Source organism: Propioniciclava flava (assembly GCF_004126535.1).
Taxonomy (GTDB): Bacteria; Actinomycetota; Actinomycetes; order Propionibacteriales; family Propionibacteriaceae; genus Propioniciclava; species Propioniciclava flava.
The window spans coordinates 58,017-73,824 of sequence record NZ_PPCV01000002.1; the positions used below are offsets into that span (position 1 = coordinate 58,017).

Below are 15,808 nucleotides of genomic sequence, written 5' to 3' on the forward strand. Positions count from 1 at the left end.
GAACACCGACGTGGATGCGGATATTCCCGATCCTTGTCCGCCTAGGATGAACGGATGCAGGGACGGTTCATAGTGTTCGAGGGCGGCGACGGGGCGGGCAAGACGACCCAGTCGGCCCTCCTCGCTGAGTGGTTGACGGGGCGTGGTCGTGACGTCGTGTTGACCCGGGAACCGGGTGAGGGTCCTGTGGGGGCGAAGATTCGCGCGATCCTGCTCGACCCGGCCACCGGCGATCTGTCGCCCCGAGCCGAGGCGCTGCTGTATTCGGCCGACCGCGCCCACCACGTCGATACCACGATCAAGCCTGCGCTGGGGCGCGGAGCGGTCGTGGTCTGTGACCGTTACATCGACTCGACGCTCGCCTACCAGGGCGCCGGACGGACGCTCGACCTCGCCGACCTTGAACCGATCGCGTGGTGGGCGGCCGACCACCTCGTCCCGGACCTGACCATCCTGCTCGATCTGGATCCGGTCGAGGGGCTGGCGACCATCGGGGAGCGTGACCGGTTGGAATCCGCCGACGACGATTTCCATGCCCGCACGCGCGCTCACTTCCTCCGCCTGGCGGAGCGCGATCCTGGCCGGTATCTCGTCGTGGACGCCCGCGCCAGCATCACCGCGATCCAGGAGCAGATTCGCGCGCGGTTCGAGCGCTTGGAGTCCGAGGATCCCGAGACGCTGCAGGTCGACCGACGCGGCGCACTGCGAGCCCTGTTCGGCGCGGAAACGTCCGACGTCGAGGGCACACTGGCCCCATGAGTGCATCCCCGCCTGCCGGGTCCGGCGTGTGGTCGGATCTCGTCGGTCAGGAGCGCGCCGTCGAGGTGCTGCGCCGCGCCGTCATGGGGGAGAAGAACTCCATGACCCACGCCTGGCTGCTGACGGGCCCGCCCGGGTCTGGCCGTTCGAACGCCGCCCGCGCGTTCGCGGCCGCGCTGCAATGCGAACAGGGCGGGTGCGGGGTCTGCAACGCGTGCCGGACGTCCTTGTCGGGGGCGCATCCTGATGTGACGTTGTTGCGCACCGAGCAGTTGTCTATCGGTGTGGACGAGGTCCGCGATCTGGTGCGTTGTGCGGCCATGAGCCCCACACTGGGTCGCCACCAAGTCATCGTCGTCGAAGATGCCGACCGCGTGACCGAGCGAGGCGCCGACGCATTGTTGAAGGCGGTGGAGGAGCCCGCACCGCGCACCGTATGGCTGCTGTGTGCCCCCACTCCGCAAGACGTGGTCGTCACCATCCGCTCCCGCGCCCGTGCGGTGTCGCTGACGACGCCAAGCGAGGCCGCCATCACGACGCTGCTGATCGAACGAGACGGCATCCCCTCCGAGATGGCCGCCCACGCTGCGCGCGTCTCGCAAGGGCACATCGGCCGCGCGAGGGCGATTGCCCGCAGCGAGGACGCGCGCCGCCGTCGCGCGGAGATCCTGCGGATCCCTGCACAGCTACGGACGCTCGGCGCCTGCCTGCAAGCGGCGACGAACCTCGTCGAGGCCGCCACGGCCGAAGCCGCCGAAGCTACCGCTGAACTGGACGTCTCCGAGCGCACCGCCTTGTCGGAGGCGCTGGGCATCGGCGCCAAGGGCGGGCGTCCGCGCCATGCGCAGGCCGCGTTGCGGGAGTTGGAGGATCAGCAGAAGGCCCGCGCCAAACGGATCCAGCGCGATGCGTTGGATCGGGTGCTGAGTGAACTCACCAGCTATTACCGTGACGTGTTCGCGCTCCAGACGGGGGCGACCGCGCGCCTGGTGAACGCCGACATGGAACCGGATCTGGCACACCTGGCGCGGCGCACCACCCCCGAACGCACCGTGACGAGCCTGGACGCGATCCTGGCGGCCCGGGAGGCGCTGGAAACCAATGTTGCCCCGCAGCTAGCCATGGAGGCGCTGATGATTGGCCTACACGCCTGAGCGTGGAACCGTGTCGCTGCGGGGCAACCGTGCCCAGCTTTGCAACGATGGTGAGGAGTGTTTCCTCCAAGGCAAAGGACTTCCCCATGGCCGAGAATCGCAGCGATGAGCAGGGCGTGCCCGGCGACGATTGGTCTGCGGACACCGCCCCGTCGGCGAGCGCGTCGGCGCCGACCCCGGCACCGGTGAGCGCCGCGTCCGCACCCGAAGCCCCCCAGGATCTGCTGACCGCGGATCCGGCTGTCAGCGCCGAGCATGACCGGCTGGTGGCCGAGCGGGCCGCGCGTCGTCAGCAGCGTCTTCAAGCGCTGGCCCCCAAGCCGGAACCCGAACCGGTCGTCGTCGCTGCCGCCGCCCCCGTGGTCGGGGGGACGGTCCGCCCGCCCGCCCCCGTCGCGGAGACCGTCACGGTGCTCCAGCGCAGCAACGACAAGTGGGCCGGATCCTTGGGCCTGTTCTTGTTGCGCCTGGTGAGCGCAGCGATCATGGGCGTTCACGGCGCTAACAAGCTCCTCAACCTTCCGGCCGCCACCGAGACGCTGCAGAACACGGTGCTGCCCGTTCCCGGCATCCTCGCCATTGTCATTGGCGCCGCCGAGATCGGCATCGCGATCGCGCTCGTCTTCGGTCTGCTCACCCGCGTCGCGGGCCTGGGTATCGCGCTGATCGCCGGTGGCGCGCTGGCGTTCGTCCAGTGGGGCCCGTGGTCGCCGTTCGTTCCCGGTTCGGCAGGGTTCAACGGGGAGTTGGAATTGCTGCTTGTCGCCGTCGGCATCTTGTTCCTGCTGCTGGGTGGTGGCGGCTGGTCGGTGGACCGCGGCTTCCGTTCGCGGCGCTCCGCCGAGTAGGCCTGTCGTCTGGCCGCGACCGTGAGCGGGAACCGTCGCCCTCGTCGCCTGGGGGTTGCCTGGCTGGCGAGCGCGGTGACGGCGTCCTCGATGCTCGCGGGGTGCGCGTCCGCGTCGCCTGGTGACTCCACGACGCAACCCAGCGCGCCCGCCCCGGTCTGGCGCGACTGTGAGTACGGACGCTGCACAACGCTGCCTGTTCCGTTGGATCCGGTCTACCCGCACGGCCGTCAGGTCAGTCTCGCCGTGGCGATGCGTCCAGCGACCCTGCCGCGGCGCGGCGCGATCATCGTCCACCCGGGAGGCCCTGGCGTTTCGGGGAGGGCCCGTCTTGCGAGCGTGGATCGCACCGGCTTGGAGGCCTTCGATCTGATCGCCTGGGATCCACGCGGGGTCGGCGGATCAGCCCCGCTCACCTGCCTGGACGGCGCGGACGCGGACGCCTTCGTCGCCCTCGACGCGGTCGCGCCCGGTGTGAGGGCCGCGGACGCGAGCCTCACCGATGCGGCCTGGCTTGGCCTGCAGGACGCCTCCGCGCGCTTCGCGCAGGCGTGCCGTGACGATGATGCGGCGCTCGTGGACCATCTGAGCGCGTCTGATCAAGCGCGGGATGTGGAGGCGGTGCGCGACCGCCTCACGGGTGAGCCGCTGCGCTTCCTGGGGATTTCGGAGGGGGCGCGCGTCGGCGTCGCCTATGCCGAGCGGTACGGCTCGCAGGTTGCCGCGATGGTCCTGGACGCGCCGGTCGCCGCGACGCGTCCCGGGGATCCACAGTCGGCGGGATTCGATGCCGCGCTGGTCCGCGCCGGGTGGACGGGGCGCGTCCAGGCGTTGCTGGATCGGGTCTGGGCGTCACCGATGCCGGTCGGGCAGCGTGCGCTGACGCGTCCGCTGGCGGCGGCAGGGGTGGCCGCGTTGTTGTACCCCGGTGGCAGCGGGATCGCCGCGCTCGGTTCGGCATTGGACGCCGCCGAGGCTGGGGATGGTGCCCCGCTCTTGTCCGTCGCGGACGTCTGGAACGGGCGCACGGCCAACGGCAACTACGGCGGGCTGCTGGGGGCTTTCCGGGCGACCCGATGCGCCGACAGCCCCGTGCGTACCGCCGATGCCGCGTTGGCTGCCTGGCAAGCCGAAGCGGGCGTCGCACCAGTGCTGGGTGAAGCTCTGGGGCCGGACCTGGTGTGCGTGGGGTTCCCGGCGCCCTCGACGCCACCCACCGGTGCCGCCGTGGGGCTCAGCGTCCCGATCGTGGTCGTGGCCAGCACGGGTGATCCTGCGACTCCGTACACCGGTGCGGTGGGGTTGGTGTCCGATCTGCGTGGGGCGGTGCTGGTCACCCGCGACGGCGACGGACATGGCGCGTTTCGCCGGGGCGCGGCCTGCGTTGACGCCGCCGTAGTCGGCGCTTTGACCGCAGAAGGCCCCGGGTTCGCAGTAGAGCCGCAGCGTTGCTAGAGTATGGCCTCGGTCCTGATCGTTCAGGGCGCGCCACCTTAGCTCAGTTGGTAGAGCGACGCTCTCGTAAAGCGTAGGTCAGCGGTTCGAATCCGCTAGGTGGCTCCATGTGGCAATCCGTCCGCCGTGATGCGAGCGCAGAGCGATTCTGTTCACCCGGCGAGGTTCGGCAAGCGTTCCATTTCACGCCCAGGGTCGTCGGTCATCTGACAGGATCGTCGTTTTGATCACAGCCAGGGGGCACAACGGTACGGTCACATTCGATGGCACGGTCATCGTCATCGCCCGCGAGGGGTTCATGGCGCGCAGCGCGTTTGGCCGCGGAGAGAAGCGCATCCCGATCCGCTCGGTTTCGGCGGTTCAGTTGAAGCCTCCGGGTGGCTTCACGAATGGGTTTATCCAGTTCACGATCAGCGGCGGCCGCGAGTCTCTGGCCTGTAAAGGCAATCGGACTATGGCTGCGGCAAACGATGAGAACTCCGTGTTATTCACCAAGGCACAACAGGATGTCTTCGTGGAACTGCACGATGCGATCAGTGAGGCACTAGTGGCGCCGACGGGAAGTGCGATCGACCCCGCGGACCAACTCCAGAAGCTGGCCTTGCTCCGCGACCAAGGCATCCTCAGCGAGGAAGAGTTCGCAGCCAAGAAGGCCGACATCCTCGGCCGCATCTGACAAGGACAGTAGACATGAGAAAGCTCGTCCTCCCGCTCATCGGACTCTTGCTAGCAGGGTGCGTAGCCGCGCAGGCGCCTTCACCGACCTCGACTCCCTCTCAGCGCCCAGGCGACATGAGTTTTGATTCCGTCGTAGCGCTTAAGGATGCCGCTGTAAGGACCGGCTTCTATTGCGAGCGTTGGAGGCAGACAGATCAAGTCCAGTTGGCGGTCCAGTCCGGCACCTGCAGCGAGCGCGATGTGTTCTCTATCTATTTGTCCTCCGCGGATGTCTCTGCAGCGGTCCAAGCCCTCAAGCGACTTCCCGTCGAGGTGCACCTCCTGGTCGGCCCCAACTGGATTATCAACTCGCGGTACGTCCTGTCACTCAAGGAGAACATGGGCGGCATGATCGTGACGGCATCGAACGGTTAGTGCCTACTCAGTCGGGTGTGGAAGTCAAACGTCGCTCGTTCGGCTGCTCCCGTTGCCTCTGAGTTGCACATCTCGGGGAGGGGAGCGCGCGACGCCGCGTCGCCGTGGCCGCACCTGGGCGCGGCCCAGGTGAGACTCGGATCGGATGGGTGTCGTCTCGATTTGCCTCTCACCCGTAGGCTGGCCGTTAGCCATGAGCACCCTTCCTGACTGGCCCACGGGGCTTTCCGAGGACGAGTTGGCGCGCCATTTCGGTACGGCGACGCTCGCCCGGGGTCGCGCATACCAGCAGGAGGGCCGCGTGGGGCGGCTGCAGGTGTCCGGCGACCTGATCATGGCGCGCGTGCGGGGGAGCGCCGGTGAGGTCTATCAGGCGTCCTGTGTCCGGCGGGGCGGGACCGGGCCGTTGGTGGCCACCTGCACGTGTCCCCAGCGTCGCGACTGCAAGCACACCGTCGCCGTCCTCGAGCAGGCTCGTAGCGAGCAAGGGGGGAGCGGCTGGCAATCCGCGTTGCGTCCCTTGCTGGCGACCGCTCACCCGCAGGCCCTCGGCGTGGACACGTCGACGCATCCGGGTGGCTCCGGTGGCGACGAGGTAGCCCTCCAGGTCAACGAGACCGGCTTCGGCCTCACGCTGCGTCCGCTGAAGCGAGGCAAACGGCATGCCTGGGTGAAAGCGGACGCCTCCTGGGACGACGTGCGTGAACACCCCGCCAGTTTCGCCCCAGGGCAACGCGAAGTGCTGCTCGGGTTCATCCAGGCGCGCGCCCGCTCGGGGTACGCCTACGGCTATCGCCCCGACGCGCTACCCCTCGACGAACTCCCACCCGACCTGTGGGAACTGCTGACCCTCGCCCAAGAGCGCGGCATCCCCCTGCTCTCAGGCACCGATGCGCGGCGGCAAACCCTGCCCCCGATCATGACCCCCGGCGCGTTCGAACCGACCGTGATCGTGCGTCACTCCGCGGATGGCTTGGATGTGACGCCGACCGTCGTCGGTCCCGACGGCGTGGCGTTGGCCCCGCCCCGTTCGGCTTTCCTCGGGCATCCCGCGCACGGGCTGGCCCTGCGCCTCGACGACCGGCTCCTGCTCGGGCCGTTGACGACCCCGCTGGGAGACACCGAACACGACCTGTTCGTTCGCTCCGGGCCCATCGCCGTTCCCCAAGCCGAAGCGGGCCTGTTCACCCAGGCCTACCTGCCCGAACTGCGCCGCAGGTTCAACGTCAGCGTCGCCGACGACCTGAACATGCCCGAGGCGTCCCCGCCGACCCTGATCTGCCGCGTCGATGTGGGGCGTCGGCACGCGACGGTCGGGTGGGGCTGGCGCTACCAGGTCGGGGAGCGCAGCTACGACCTGGGCCTGGCTAAAGCCGTCACCGATCCTCCTGTCCGCGACGAGGTGGCCGAGGAGCGCCTCATCGCGTCCGTGCCGCCTGGGCCCTGGTCGTTCGAGGCCACCGACGGACGCGCCGACCTCCGCCCCGCCTTCCTCACCGGACGGGCACTGTTCGCCTTCGTGACGGACGTGCTGCCACGCCTGGCCGCGCTCGACGGCGTCGAGGTCGCCCGCACCGGCGAGATCCCGCACTACCGGGAAGCCGAAGAGGCGCCCCGTATCGAACTCGCCGTCACCGACGAGGCGTCTGGGGACTGGTTCAACCTCGACATCACCGTCACCATCGACGGCGAAACCGTCCCGTTCACGGACCTGTTCACCGCGTTGGCCGTCGGTGACGATCACCTGCTGCTCGATTCGGGCACCTGGTTCGCCCTCGATCACCCCGAACTCGACCAACTCCGCGTCCTCATCGAGGAGGCGCGCCAACTCGTCGACCGGGACGGCGACACGCTGCGGCTACGCCCCGAACAGGCGGGGCTGTGGGAAGAACTCGTCTCCTTGGGTGTCGTGGCCGAACAGTCCGCGGCCTGGAACGAGGCCGTCTCCGCCCTGCTGGACGCCGACGCGCTGCCGGAGTTCCCCCCGCCACGTCGGCTACGCGCCAGCCTGCGCCCCTACCAGGAAGTCGGCTACCGCTGGCTGCGGTTCTTGTACGCGTCCCGCTTGGGGGGTGTCCTTGCCGACGAGATGGGCCTGGGGAAGACCGTGCAGGCCCTCGGGTTGGCGCAAGCCCTCCACGAGCAAGGAGAACTCACCGCTCCCATGCTGGTGGTGGCCCCCACCTCAGTACTGGGGACGTGGGAACACGAAGCGGCCACATTCGCTCCCGACCTGCGCGTGGTCGCCGTCACCGAAACCCAGAAGCGCCGCGGCGCCTCGGTGACCGAACTGGCGCAGGACGCCGACGTGGTGCTGACCTCCTACACGCTCCTGAGGCTGGAGGCCGAACAGTACGCCGACCTGACCTGGTCGGTGGTTTTGCTCGATGAGGCCCAGTTCGTGAAGAACCGCGGAGCCCAAGCACACAAGGCTGTCCGCAAGCTCCACGCCCGCAGCAAGATCGCGCTCACCGGCACCCCGCTGGAGAACAACCTGATGGACCTGTGGTCGCTGCTGTCGATCACCGCGCCGGGACTGTTCCCCGATCCGAAGGCGTTCACCGCCGTGTTCCGCAAACCCATCGAGGCGGGGGACGCCGACGCCTTGGCCCGGCTCCATCGGCGCATCAAGCCCCTGATCCTGCGCCGGACGAAGGCAGCCGTCGCCGCCGAACTCCCCGAAAAGCAGGAGCAGATCATCGCGGTCGAACTCGCCCCGGCACACCGGCGCCTGTATGACCGCTACCTGGCCCGCGAACGCCAAAAGGTGCTCGGCCTCGTCGATGACCTGGCCCGCAACCGCATCACGATCCTGCGGTCGCTGACCTTGCTGCGCCAGTTGTGCCTCGCACCGAAGCTGATCGATGAGGAACTGCCCGCCAGTTCCGCCAAGATCGACGCGCTCCTGGACTCCCTCACCGAGGTGATCGCCGGGCAGCATCGCGCCCTGGTGTTCAGCCAGTTCACCGGGTTCTTGGGGCTGGTCCGGAAACGGCTGGAGGACGAGGGCATCGAGTACGAGTACCTCGATGGGCGCACCCGCGACCGGGCAGCCCGTATCGCGTCCTTCCGTGAAGGTGACGCCCCCGTGTTCCTCATCAGCCTCAAGGCGGGCGGCTTTGGCCTGACCCTCACCGAAGCGGACTACGTGTTCATCCTCGATCCGTGGTGGAACCCGGCGGCCGAGAACCAGGCCATCGACCGGACTCACCGCATCGGCCAGGACAAGCCGGTGAATGTGTATCGGCTGGTGTCCACCGACACGATCGAGGAGAAGGTCATCGCCCTTCAGGCGCGGAAGCGGCACCTGTTCGACCAGGTGGTCGGTGCCGCATCCGATGCCCCAGCCCCGCTGTCGGGGGAGGACATCCGCGGCCTGCTCGGCGTCGACTCGGCAACCTGAGCGGCCAACGAGGAGCCTCAACGTCTGCCTGCCTACAGTGGACGCCATGGCAACACCCGACTTCATCCTCGACCTGCGTTCCCGCATCGGCACCCGGATGCTGTGGCTCTCCGGGGTCACCGTCGGCGTTCACCGCGAGGGCGCCCAGGGGACCGAATGGCTACTGGTCCGCAACGCCGAGTCGGGGCGCTGGTCCCCGGTCACCGGCATCATCGACCCTGGTGAACACCCGTTCGAGGCGGGCGCGCGAGAGGTGGCGGAGGAGGCCGGCGTCCAAGCGGAGATCGAGCGCCTGGTGTGGCAGGACATCACTGACGTCGTCACCTACTCCAACGGCGACCAAACCCAATACATCAACAACACCTTCCGCGCCCGGTGGATCGCGGGGGAGCCCCGCCCGGCGGACGGGGAGAACACCGAGGCCGCGTTCTTCGGCGAAGACGAGTTCCCGCCCATGAGCGAGCAGCACGACGCGGCCATGCGCGTCCTGCTGGCAGATGCCCCCGAGTGCGGGATGGGTCCCATCCCGGCCCCGTGAGGGGCGCGTCAGCGCAGCCGGTACGCCGTGAACGCGTAGGCGTCCGGGACGCCGAGTCCCTCGCCGTGAGCTCGAAACGTCGGGCGCAGAAGGTCATCGGGGGAGGGATAGTGATCGCCCAGGTCGGCGAGATAGGCCTGGTGTGCGGACAGAGACGCCACCGCGGCGTCCACATCGCCCTCACTCAAGGCGACGCCGTGGATCGGAGCGTCGGTCCCGCCCACCAAAAGCCACTGCGCGCCCCACGGTGAGAGCCCCGCTTCGGCGAGATCGGGGAACACCCAGGCGTTGTCGGCGTCACGACATGCGTCCAAGGCGGAGAGCCCCGCCGCCCGGTGATCGGCCTGGTTCAGACCCCACGGAACGACGGCATCCCACGTCATCGTCACGACGGCGTCGGGGCGAAACGCGCGGATCTCGCGGGCGATGTCGCGGCGCAGGTCCAGCGTCGGCATGAGGCGTCCGTCGGGATGGTTCAACAAGGTGAGACGATCCACCCCCACGGCGTCGCAGGCAGCCCGCTGCTCGGCGGCGCGCAGCGGGCCGACGAGGGCCGGATCGCGCTGCATCCCTGCCTCGCCATGCGTCAGGAGCAGGTAGGCGACCTCGATGCCACGCGACGTCCAGTGGTGCACCACACCGGAGAGGCCGTACTCCATGTCGTCGGGGTGCGCGACGACGGCCAGCACTCGGGCGATGCCGTCCTCAGGAAACGTTTCAAGTGTCGTTGACGGGGGCATATGCCCATCCTAGATCGGGGTGGGATGGCTCCGGAATGGGTGAGGCTGACCCTTTGCAGCTATGTAACAGCCGGATAAAAACGCTGAATCAGTCCTGTTCCAGGTGTTCCCAAAGTGGTCAGGCGCCTCCTACTGTTTCGCCATCCCGATGCGGGTCTGTCCCCGCTCGGTCTCATTTCAGGAGGACTTGTGAATCGACGTCTCGCCGCGGCCGGCCTGTCTGGGCTGCTCATCGCATCCCTCGCCCTGACAGGGTGTGGCCAGCGCAATGCCGAACCGACGGCGTCCGGTGGCGGCGGGGGCAAGAAGGTCGCCAAGATCGGGCTGATCGCACCGCTGTCAGGAGGGCTGTCCGCGATGGGTGCGGGCATGCGGAACTCGGTGGATCTGGCCGTCAAGCAGGCCAACGCCAGCAACGCCATCCCGGGCTGGGAACTCCAGTTCGCCGCCGAGGACGATCAGGCCAGCCCTGACGCAGGCAAGAACGCGGCGACGAAGCTCACCGGCGACAAGGACGTCATCGGCGTCGTTGGTCCCCTCAACTCGTCGGTCGGCCAGGCGATCCAGCCGATCTTCCAGTCCGCAGGGATCCCGTTGGTTTCCCCGGCCAACACGAACCCGACCCTGACCAAGGGTGCCGACCTCAGCAAGCCCGCCCGGGCCTACAGCACCTACTTCCGTACGTGCACCACCGACGACGTCCAGGGCCCCTTCGCCGCGAAGTACCTCCTCAGCGAGGGCATCAAGAAGGTGGCGACCATCAACGACAAGAAGGCTTACGGCCAGGGCCTCGCCACGGCGTTCGCCAAGGCGTTCGCCGAAGGCGGCGGCACCGTGGTGAGTGAGGAGACCATCAACCCCGACGACAAGGACTTCTCGGCGGTCGTCTCCAAGGTGAAGGCAGCCGGCCCCGCAGCGGTCTACTACGGCGGTGAGTACCCGCAGGCAGGTCCGCTCTCGCAGCAGATGAAGGCCGCTGGGCTCGCGATCCCGCTGATGGGTGGTGACGGCATCTTCGATCCGGCCTTCATCGAGTTGGCGGGTTCGACCTCCAACGGCGACCTGGCCACCTCCGTGGGTGCCCCCGCCGAGTCGCTCGATTCGGCCAAGGCGTTCGTTTCGGCCTACGCAGCTGCGGGCTACAAGGAGGGTTACAGCGCCTACGGCACCTACTCCTACGACGCGGCCAACGCGATCATCGAGGCCCTCAAGGTCAGCCTGCCGTCGGCCTCCTCGGCCAGCGCCGCACGCTCGGCCACGGTTGAAGCGCTCAACAAGGTGAAGTTCGCCGGGGCGTCCGGCCAGGTCGCGTTCAACGAGTTCGGGGACAACACGTCCCGCATCCTGACGGTCTACAAGGTGGAAGGCGGCGCCTGGAAGGCAGCCAAGACCGAAGACTTCCAGTAGGCACGAGGAACAGGTGAGGGGCTGGCCGGGGGTCAGCCCCTCACCCGTGAACGGGGACACTTCATGGATCTACTCATCCAGCAACTGATCAACGGCCTCAGCCTGGGGGCCCTGTACGCACTGATCGCCGTCGGCTACACCGTGGTGTACGGCATCGTGCAACTCATCAACTTCGCCCACGGCGAGGTCTTCATGATGGGCGCCTTCGGCTCCTACACCACGTGGATGCTCATGGGCTCACCCACCAACCTGTCGATCGGGGTGGCGCTCGGTTTGGTGCTGCCCGCCATGATCCTGGGCGGCGTCCTGGTGTCGGTGGGGACGGCACTGCTCATGGAGCGCTTCGCCTACCGCCCGCTGCGTAACGCGCCCCGGCTGGCGCCGCTGATCTCGGCGATCGGCCTCTCGATCGGCCTGCAGGAGGCGGTGCGTCTCTTCTACGGCCAGATCCCGGGCTTCCCCGACAGCCGACGGGCCATCCCCTTCCCGGTCATCGAGGGACTGACCGGGCGCTCGATCCAGGTCGGCGGGGTGACCATCCAGCACTCGGCGATCTTCACCCTCGGTGCGCTGTTGATCTGCGCGGCCCTGCTGTGGTGGTTCGTCAACAAGACCCGCATGGGGCGCGCGATGCAGGCCACCAGCCAGGACGCCGACACGGCACGGCTGATGGGCATCAACGTGGACAAGGCCATCGCGACCGCGTTCGCCGTGGGCGCCGCCTTGGCGGCCGTCGCGGGCGTGGCTCACGGCCTGCGCTACAACAACATCGACTTCCAGATGGGGTTCATGGCAGGCATGAAGGCGTTCACTGCGGCCGTCCTGGGTGGCATCGGGAACATCAACGGTGCCGTCGTCGGCGGCCTGGTGCTCGGGATCGTGGAGGCCATGGCCACCACTTATATCCCCGGCCAGTTCGGTAGTTCGGCATGGAAGGACGTGTGGGCCTTCGCCATCTTGATCCTGGTGTTGGTGTTCCGTCCCCAAGGCCTGCTGGGTGCAAAGGTGGTGGACCGCGCATGAGCACGCTTCATGAGTTCTTGTCCCGTTGGGCCGGTCCGGCTCGCTGGGTCGGCCTGGGCGGAGCCGTCCTCGTCATGGTGGCCGCTTTCCTCCCGTGGGCCTACCTGCCCGCGGCCCTGGACAACGTCACCTACTACGGGGAGCCGTCGATCCTGCAGTGGTTGGGCTTCGCGCTGGGGTTCGTCACCGCCGCGTGCCTGGTGGCCTCCCCGATCCTCGCAGCGAAGGCCAGCCCGCGGACCCGGCGCCTGCTCAACCTCAACCGGGGAGCCACGGCAGCAGCCACCGCGTCCCTGGTCTACCAGGCCATCGCTGCGATCGCGGTGGCGCTGGAACTGGGGGGTCTGATCACCCTGGAACCCGGCGCCTGGCTCGGGGTGGTGGGTGCGGCGGTAGCGGCGCTGGCCACGCGGGCCCTGCACGCCGGGTCGGACGCCCGGCTGCGCTACCTCCCCACGCCGGCCTGGGCACAGATCCTCGGGATCGTGGTGGTCCTCGCCTTGGTGCTGGTGGCCGCGGCCTACGGCCTGGGCCTGGAAGATCCGGGGGCCTTCGTGGCGTTCGGCACCTTCTGCGGCTTGGCGGCTTGGGTGCTGGCACGTGTGGGCATCATGGGCTGGATCAGTGCCGCAGCCGCCGCGAACCGCTCCGCCTTGGTGCTGGCGTCCTTCGTTGTCGCGTTCGTGTTCCCGTTCACCCAAAACGGCTCCGACGCCAACATGTCGATCGCTGCGGGGGTGCTGATCTTCGCCGCAACAGCGATGGGGCTCAACATCGTCGTCGGGTTGGCGGGCCTGCTGGATCTGGGCTACATCGCCTTCCTGGGGGCCGGCGCCTTCACGGCAGCAACGCTGAGTGAGTCCGCGTTCGCGACGCTGGGCTGGCATCCACCGTTCCCCATCGTGATGCTAATCGCAGGCTGCGTTTCGGCGCTGCTGGGCCTGCTCATCGGTTCGCCGACCCTGCGCGTGTCGGGTGACTACCTGGCCATCGTGACGCTGGCGTTCGGTGAGATCTTCCGGATCACGATGAACAACCTCGACGGCAGTGACGGCCCCAACATCACGCGCGGATCCAACGGCATCCCGGCCATCCCGAACCTGGACGTGTTCGGGTTCAACTTTGGGGAATCCCACGTCATCGCGGGCTTCGACATTGGGCGGTTCGCCAACTATTACTGGCTGTTGTTGCTGGTGTTGGCGCTGATCATCGTGGTTTTCGTCAACCTCAACAAATCCCGCATCGGGCGAGGGTGGGTCGCGATCCGCGAAGACGAGCGCGCCGCCGAAGCCATGGGCGTCAACGTGTTCGGCCTCAAGTTGTTGGCCTTCGCCGGTGGCGCATTCCTGGCCGGTGTCGCCGGATCGGTGAAGGCCCACGTGGACGTCTCGGTCACCCCCGACCAATACGTCTTCATGGAGTCGGCGTTCCTGGTGGCGGGCATCGTGCTGGGCGGCATGGGCACCGTCGGCGGCGTCCTGGTTGGTGCGGCGATCCTGAAGCTCCTGCCCGAAAAGCTGCGCTTCTTCGAGGACTACCGCCTTCTGCTGTTCGGTCTGCTGCTCATCGTCATGATGCGGTTCCGGCCCGAGGGGCTCTTGCCCGACCAACGGCGGCAGTTGGAATTCCACGCTGAGGACGACGAACTCGCCGAGGAAGCCGACGCCCAGGCGCTACCAGACCTGGCCACCGCCGGTGCAGCGCTCTCGGCAACGAAGGAGGACCGAGCATGACGACGCAGGTGCAGATCACCGACGAGATCCTCGTCGAGGAGCCATTGCTGTCGGCCCGTCAGGTGACGATGCAGTTTGGCGGCCTGACCGCCGTCAACAAGGTCGACCTCGATATCCATCCGGGGGAGATCGTCGGACTCATCGGCCCCAATGGCGCCGGGAAGACGACGTTCTTCAACTGCCTCACCGGCATGTACCAGCCCACTGCGGGTCAGGTGCTGTTCGCCGGGGCGGTCCTGCCTCCGCAACCGCGCAAGGTTGCGGTCGCCGGGGTGGCGCGAACCTTCCAGAACATCCGGCTCTTCCACAACATGACGGCCCTGGAGAACGTCATGGTGGGCCGGTATGCCAGGACGAAGACCAACGCCATCGAGGCGATCCTGCGGCTGCCGCGTCACCGACGAGAAGAAGCCGAGACGCGCGAGGTCGCCCAGCAATGGCTCGATTTCGTGGGCTTGGGGGACGCTGCCGAATCACTCAGCCGCAACATGCCCTATGGGGATCAGCGGCGGCTGGAAATCGCTCGTGCGCTCGCGCTCGAACCGAAGCTGCTGCTGTTGGACGAGCCGACCGCGGGCATGAATCCGCAAGAGACCCGGGAGGCCGAAGAGCTCATCACCCGGATCCGGGGGCTCGGGATGGCGGTCCTCGTCATCGAGCACGACATGCGCTTCATCTTCAGCCTGTGTGATCGAGTGGCCTGTCTGGTGCGCGGTGAAGTTCTGATCGATGACGTTCCCGAGGTCGTCCAAAACGATCCACGGGTCATCGAGGCCTACATCGGGTCGCCAGTCGACATGCCGGGCGAACAGGAGGAGGCGCCGCGCCCCGACGTCAGCACGCTCGCCCCGTCGAAGCCCGTGCTGGAGTTCCCCCCGAACGCGATCAACCCGATCATCGGGCATCGCACCAAGCCAGGAGGACGCAAGGATGCTTGAGGTGAAGGATCTCGCGGTCTCCTACGGCCGCGTGCAAGCAGTGAAGGGCATCAGCTTCACCGTCGAGCAAGGGCAGATCGTCTCGCTGTTGGGCACTAACGGTGCAGGTAAGACGACGACGCTGCGCACCATCTCTGGGCTGCTGCGTCCCACCTCGGGGGAGGTGCTGTTCGAAGGGAAACGGATCGACACGGTGCCCGCGCACCAGATCGTCACCCTCGGCATCGCCCACTCCCCGGAGGGGCGCCGCCTGTTCCCGCGCATGAGCGTGGAGGACAACCTGCTGCTGGGCGCGTACACCCGCAGGGACGCGGCCGGGATTCGTGAGGACTTGGATCGCGCCTACGCCCTGTTCCCCGTCCTGGGGGAGCGTCGTGGTCAGGCGGCGGGCCTGTTCTCGGGTGGCGAGCAACAGATGCTGGCCATCGCCCGGGCCATGATGAGCCGACCTCGATTGTTGATGCTCGATGAGCCGTCGATGGGCCTGTCCCCGATCATGACGACGACCATCATGAACACGATTGCGGAGTTGAAGGCGTCCGGCACCACCATCTTGTTGGTGGAGCAGAACGCCCAGGCTGCCCTCGCCCTCTCGGATCGCGGCTACGTGCTGGAGGTCGGTGCCATCACCTTGTCCGACACCGGGGCCGCCCTACTGGAGGACGACCGCGTCCGACGCACCTATCTCGGCGTCGACTAGCCACACCTCAGGGAAGTG

General features: G+C 67.8%; 14 protein-coding genes and 1 tRNA gene. 14 read left to right on the forward strand and 1 reads right to left on the reverse strand.

Features of this window, described 5'->3' with window-relative positions:
* Nucleotides 1-54: 54 nt before the first annotated feature.
* From tmk to C1706_RS03045, 9 genes are all read left to right on the forward strand, one after another.
* On the forward strand, nucleotides 55-759 hold the full coding sequence (tmk, locus tag C1706_RS03010) for a dTMP kinase (protein WP_129457738.1): 705 nt from the start codon (nucleotides 55-57) through the stop codon (nucleotides 757-759).
* On the forward strand, nucleotides 756-1,913 hold the full coding sequence (locus tag C1706_RS03015; protein ID WP_129457740.1) for a DNA polymerase III subunit delta': 1,158 nt from the start codon (nucleotides 756-758) through the stop codon (nucleotides 1,911-1,913). Before tmk ends, C1706_RS03015 begins: the two co-directional genes overlap by 4 nt.
* 86 nt (nucleotides 1,914-1,999) lie before the next feature.
* Nucleotides 2,000-2,761, forward strand: a complete 762-nt coding sequence (locus C1706_RS03020) for a DoxX family protein (RefSeq protein ID WP_129457742.1) — start codon at nucleotides 2,000-2,002, stop codon at nucleotides 2,759-2,761.
* Nucleotides 2,762-2,782: 21 nt separating this feature from the next.
* Nucleotides 2,783-4,216, forward strand: coding sequence for an alpha/beta hydrolase (locus C1706_RS03025; protein ID WP_129457744.1), 1,434 nt, complete (start codon nucleotides 2,783-2,785; stop codon nucleotides 4,214-4,216).
* A gap of 32 nt (nucleotides 4,217-4,248) precedes the next feature.
* Nucleotides 4,249-4,324 (forward strand) — tRNA-Thr (locus C1706_RS03030).
* Between the two features lie 115 nt (nucleotides 4,325-4,439).
* The gene (locus tag C1706_RS03035) at nucleotides 4,440-4,892 is read left to right on the forward strand and encodes a DUF4429 domain-containing protein (RefSeq protein WP_129457745.1); all 453 of its coding nucleotides are present in this window, start codon (nucleotides 4,440-4,442) and stop codon (nucleotides 4,890-4,892) included.
* A gap of 242 nt (nucleotides 4,893-5,134) precedes the next feature.
* Nucleotides 5,135-5,308, forward strand: coding sequence for a hypothetical protein (locus C1706_RS13935; RefSeq protein ID WP_164987403.1), 174 nt, complete (start codon nucleotides 5,135-5,137; stop codon nucleotides 5,306-5,308).
* A gap of 193 nt (nucleotides 5,309-5,501) precedes the next feature.
* A complete protein-coding gene (locus C1706_RS03040; protein ID WP_164987404.1) occupies nucleotides 5,502-8,711 on the forward strand; it encodes a DEAD/DEAH box helicase in 3,210 nt (1,069 codons plus the stop codon).
* Between the two features lie 46 nt (nucleotides 8,712-8,757).
* Nucleotides 8,758-9,249, forward strand: a complete 492-nt coding sequence (locus tag C1706_RS03045; RefSeq protein WP_129457749.1) for an NUDIX hydrolase — start codon at nucleotides 8,758-8,760, stop codon at nucleotides 9,247-9,249.
* Between the two features lie 8 nt (nucleotides 9,250-9,257).
* Here the strand turns inward: C1706_RS03045 and C1706_RS03050 are convergent, their stop codons facing one another.
* On the reverse strand, nucleotides 9,258-9,989 hold the full coding sequence (locus tag C1706_RS03050) for a PIG-L deacetylase family protein (protein WP_129457751.1): 732 nt from the start codon (nucleotides 9,987-9,989) through the stop codon (nucleotides 9,258-9,260).
* A 189-nt stretch (nucleotides 9,990-10,178) separates the two neighbouring features.
* On the opposite strand from C1706_RS03050, the gene C1706_RS03055 reads away from it, so the two are divergent.
* The 5 genes from C1706_RS03055 (at nucleotide 10,179) to C1706_RS03075 (ending at nucleotide 15,790) form a co-directional block, all read left to right on the forward strand.
* Complete coding sequence (locus tag C1706_RS03055; RefSeq protein WP_129457753.1) at nucleotides 10,179-11,396, forward strand: branched-chain amino acid ABC transporter substrate-binding protein; 1,218 nt, start codon at nucleotides 10,179-10,181, stop codon at nucleotides 11,394-11,396.
* A 63-nt stretch (nucleotides 11,397-11,459) separates the two neighbouring features.
* On the forward strand, nucleotides 11,460-12,419 hold the full coding sequence (locus C1706_RS03060) for a branched-chain amino acid ABC transporter permease (protein ID WP_129457754.1): 960 nt from the start codon (nucleotides 11,460-11,462) through the stop codon (nucleotides 12,417-12,419).
* Entirely contained in the window at nucleotides 12,416-14,152 is a 1,737-nt protein-coding gene (locus C1706_RS03065) for a branched-chain amino acid ABC transporter permease (protein WP_129457756.1), read from the forward strand. Before C1706_RS03060 ends, C1706_RS03065 begins: the two co-directional genes overlap by 4 nt.
* Nucleotides 14,149-15,090 (forward strand): ABC transporter ATP-binding protein, encoded by a 942-nt coding sequence (locus C1706_RS03070; protein ID WP_206660945.1) that lies wholly within the window; start codon nucleotides 14,149-14,151, stop codon nucleotides 15,088-15,090. The genes C1706_RS03065 and C1706_RS03070 overlap by 4 nt, the downstream gene beginning before the upstream one ends.
* Entirely contained in the window at nucleotides 15,083-15,790 is a 708-nt protein-coding gene (locus C1706_RS03075; protein ID WP_129457758.1) for an ABC transporter ATP-binding protein, read from the forward strand. The genes C1706_RS03070 and C1706_RS03075 overlap by 8 nt, the downstream gene beginning before the upstream one ends.
* Nucleotides 15,791-15,808 lie beyond the last annotated feature (18 nt).

Excerpts from the sequence above, each read along its gene's own strand:
- tmk (WP_129457738.1), top strand. The coding sequence starts at position 55 with ATGCAGGGACGGTTCATAGTGTTCGAGGGCGGCGACGGGGCGGGCAAG.
- C1706_RS03015 (WP_129457740.1), top strand. The coding sequence starts at position 756 with ATGAGTGCATCCCCGCCTGCCGGGTCCGGCGTGTGGTCGGATCTCGTC.
- C1706_RS03020 (WP_129457742.1), top strand. The coding sequence starts at position 2,000 with ATGGCCGAGAATCGCAGCGATGAGCAGGGCGTGCCCGGCGACGATTGG.
- C1706_RS03040 (WP_164987404.1), top strand. The coding sequence starts at position 5,502 with ATGAGCACCCTTCCTGACTGGCCCACGGGGCTTTCCGAGGACGAGTTG.
- C1706_RS03045 (WP_129457749.1), top strand. The coding sequence starts at position 8,758 with ATGGCAACACCCGACTTCATCCTCGACCTGCGTTCCCGCATCGGCACC.
- C1706_RS03050 (WP_129457751.1), bottom strand. The coding sequence starts at position 9,989 with ATGCCCCCGTCAACGACACTTGAAACGTTTCCTGAGGACGGCATCGCC.
- C1706_RS03060 (WP_129457754.1), top strand. The coding sequence starts at position 11,460 with ATGGATCTACTCATCCAGCAACTGATCAACGGCCTCAGCCTGGGGGCC.
- C1706_RS03065 (WP_129457756.1), top strand. The coding sequence starts at position 12,416 with ATGAGCACGCTTCATGAGTTCTTGTCCCGTTGGGCCGGTCCGGCTCGC.
- C1706_RS03070 (WP_206660945.1), top strand. The coding sequence starts at position 14,149 with ATGACGACGCAGGTGCAGATCACCGACGAGATCCTCGTCGAGGAGCCA.
- C1706_RS03075 (WP_129457758.1), top strand. The coding sequence starts at position 15,083 with ATGCTTGAGGTGAAGGATCTCGCGGTCTCCTACGGCCGCGTGCAAGCA.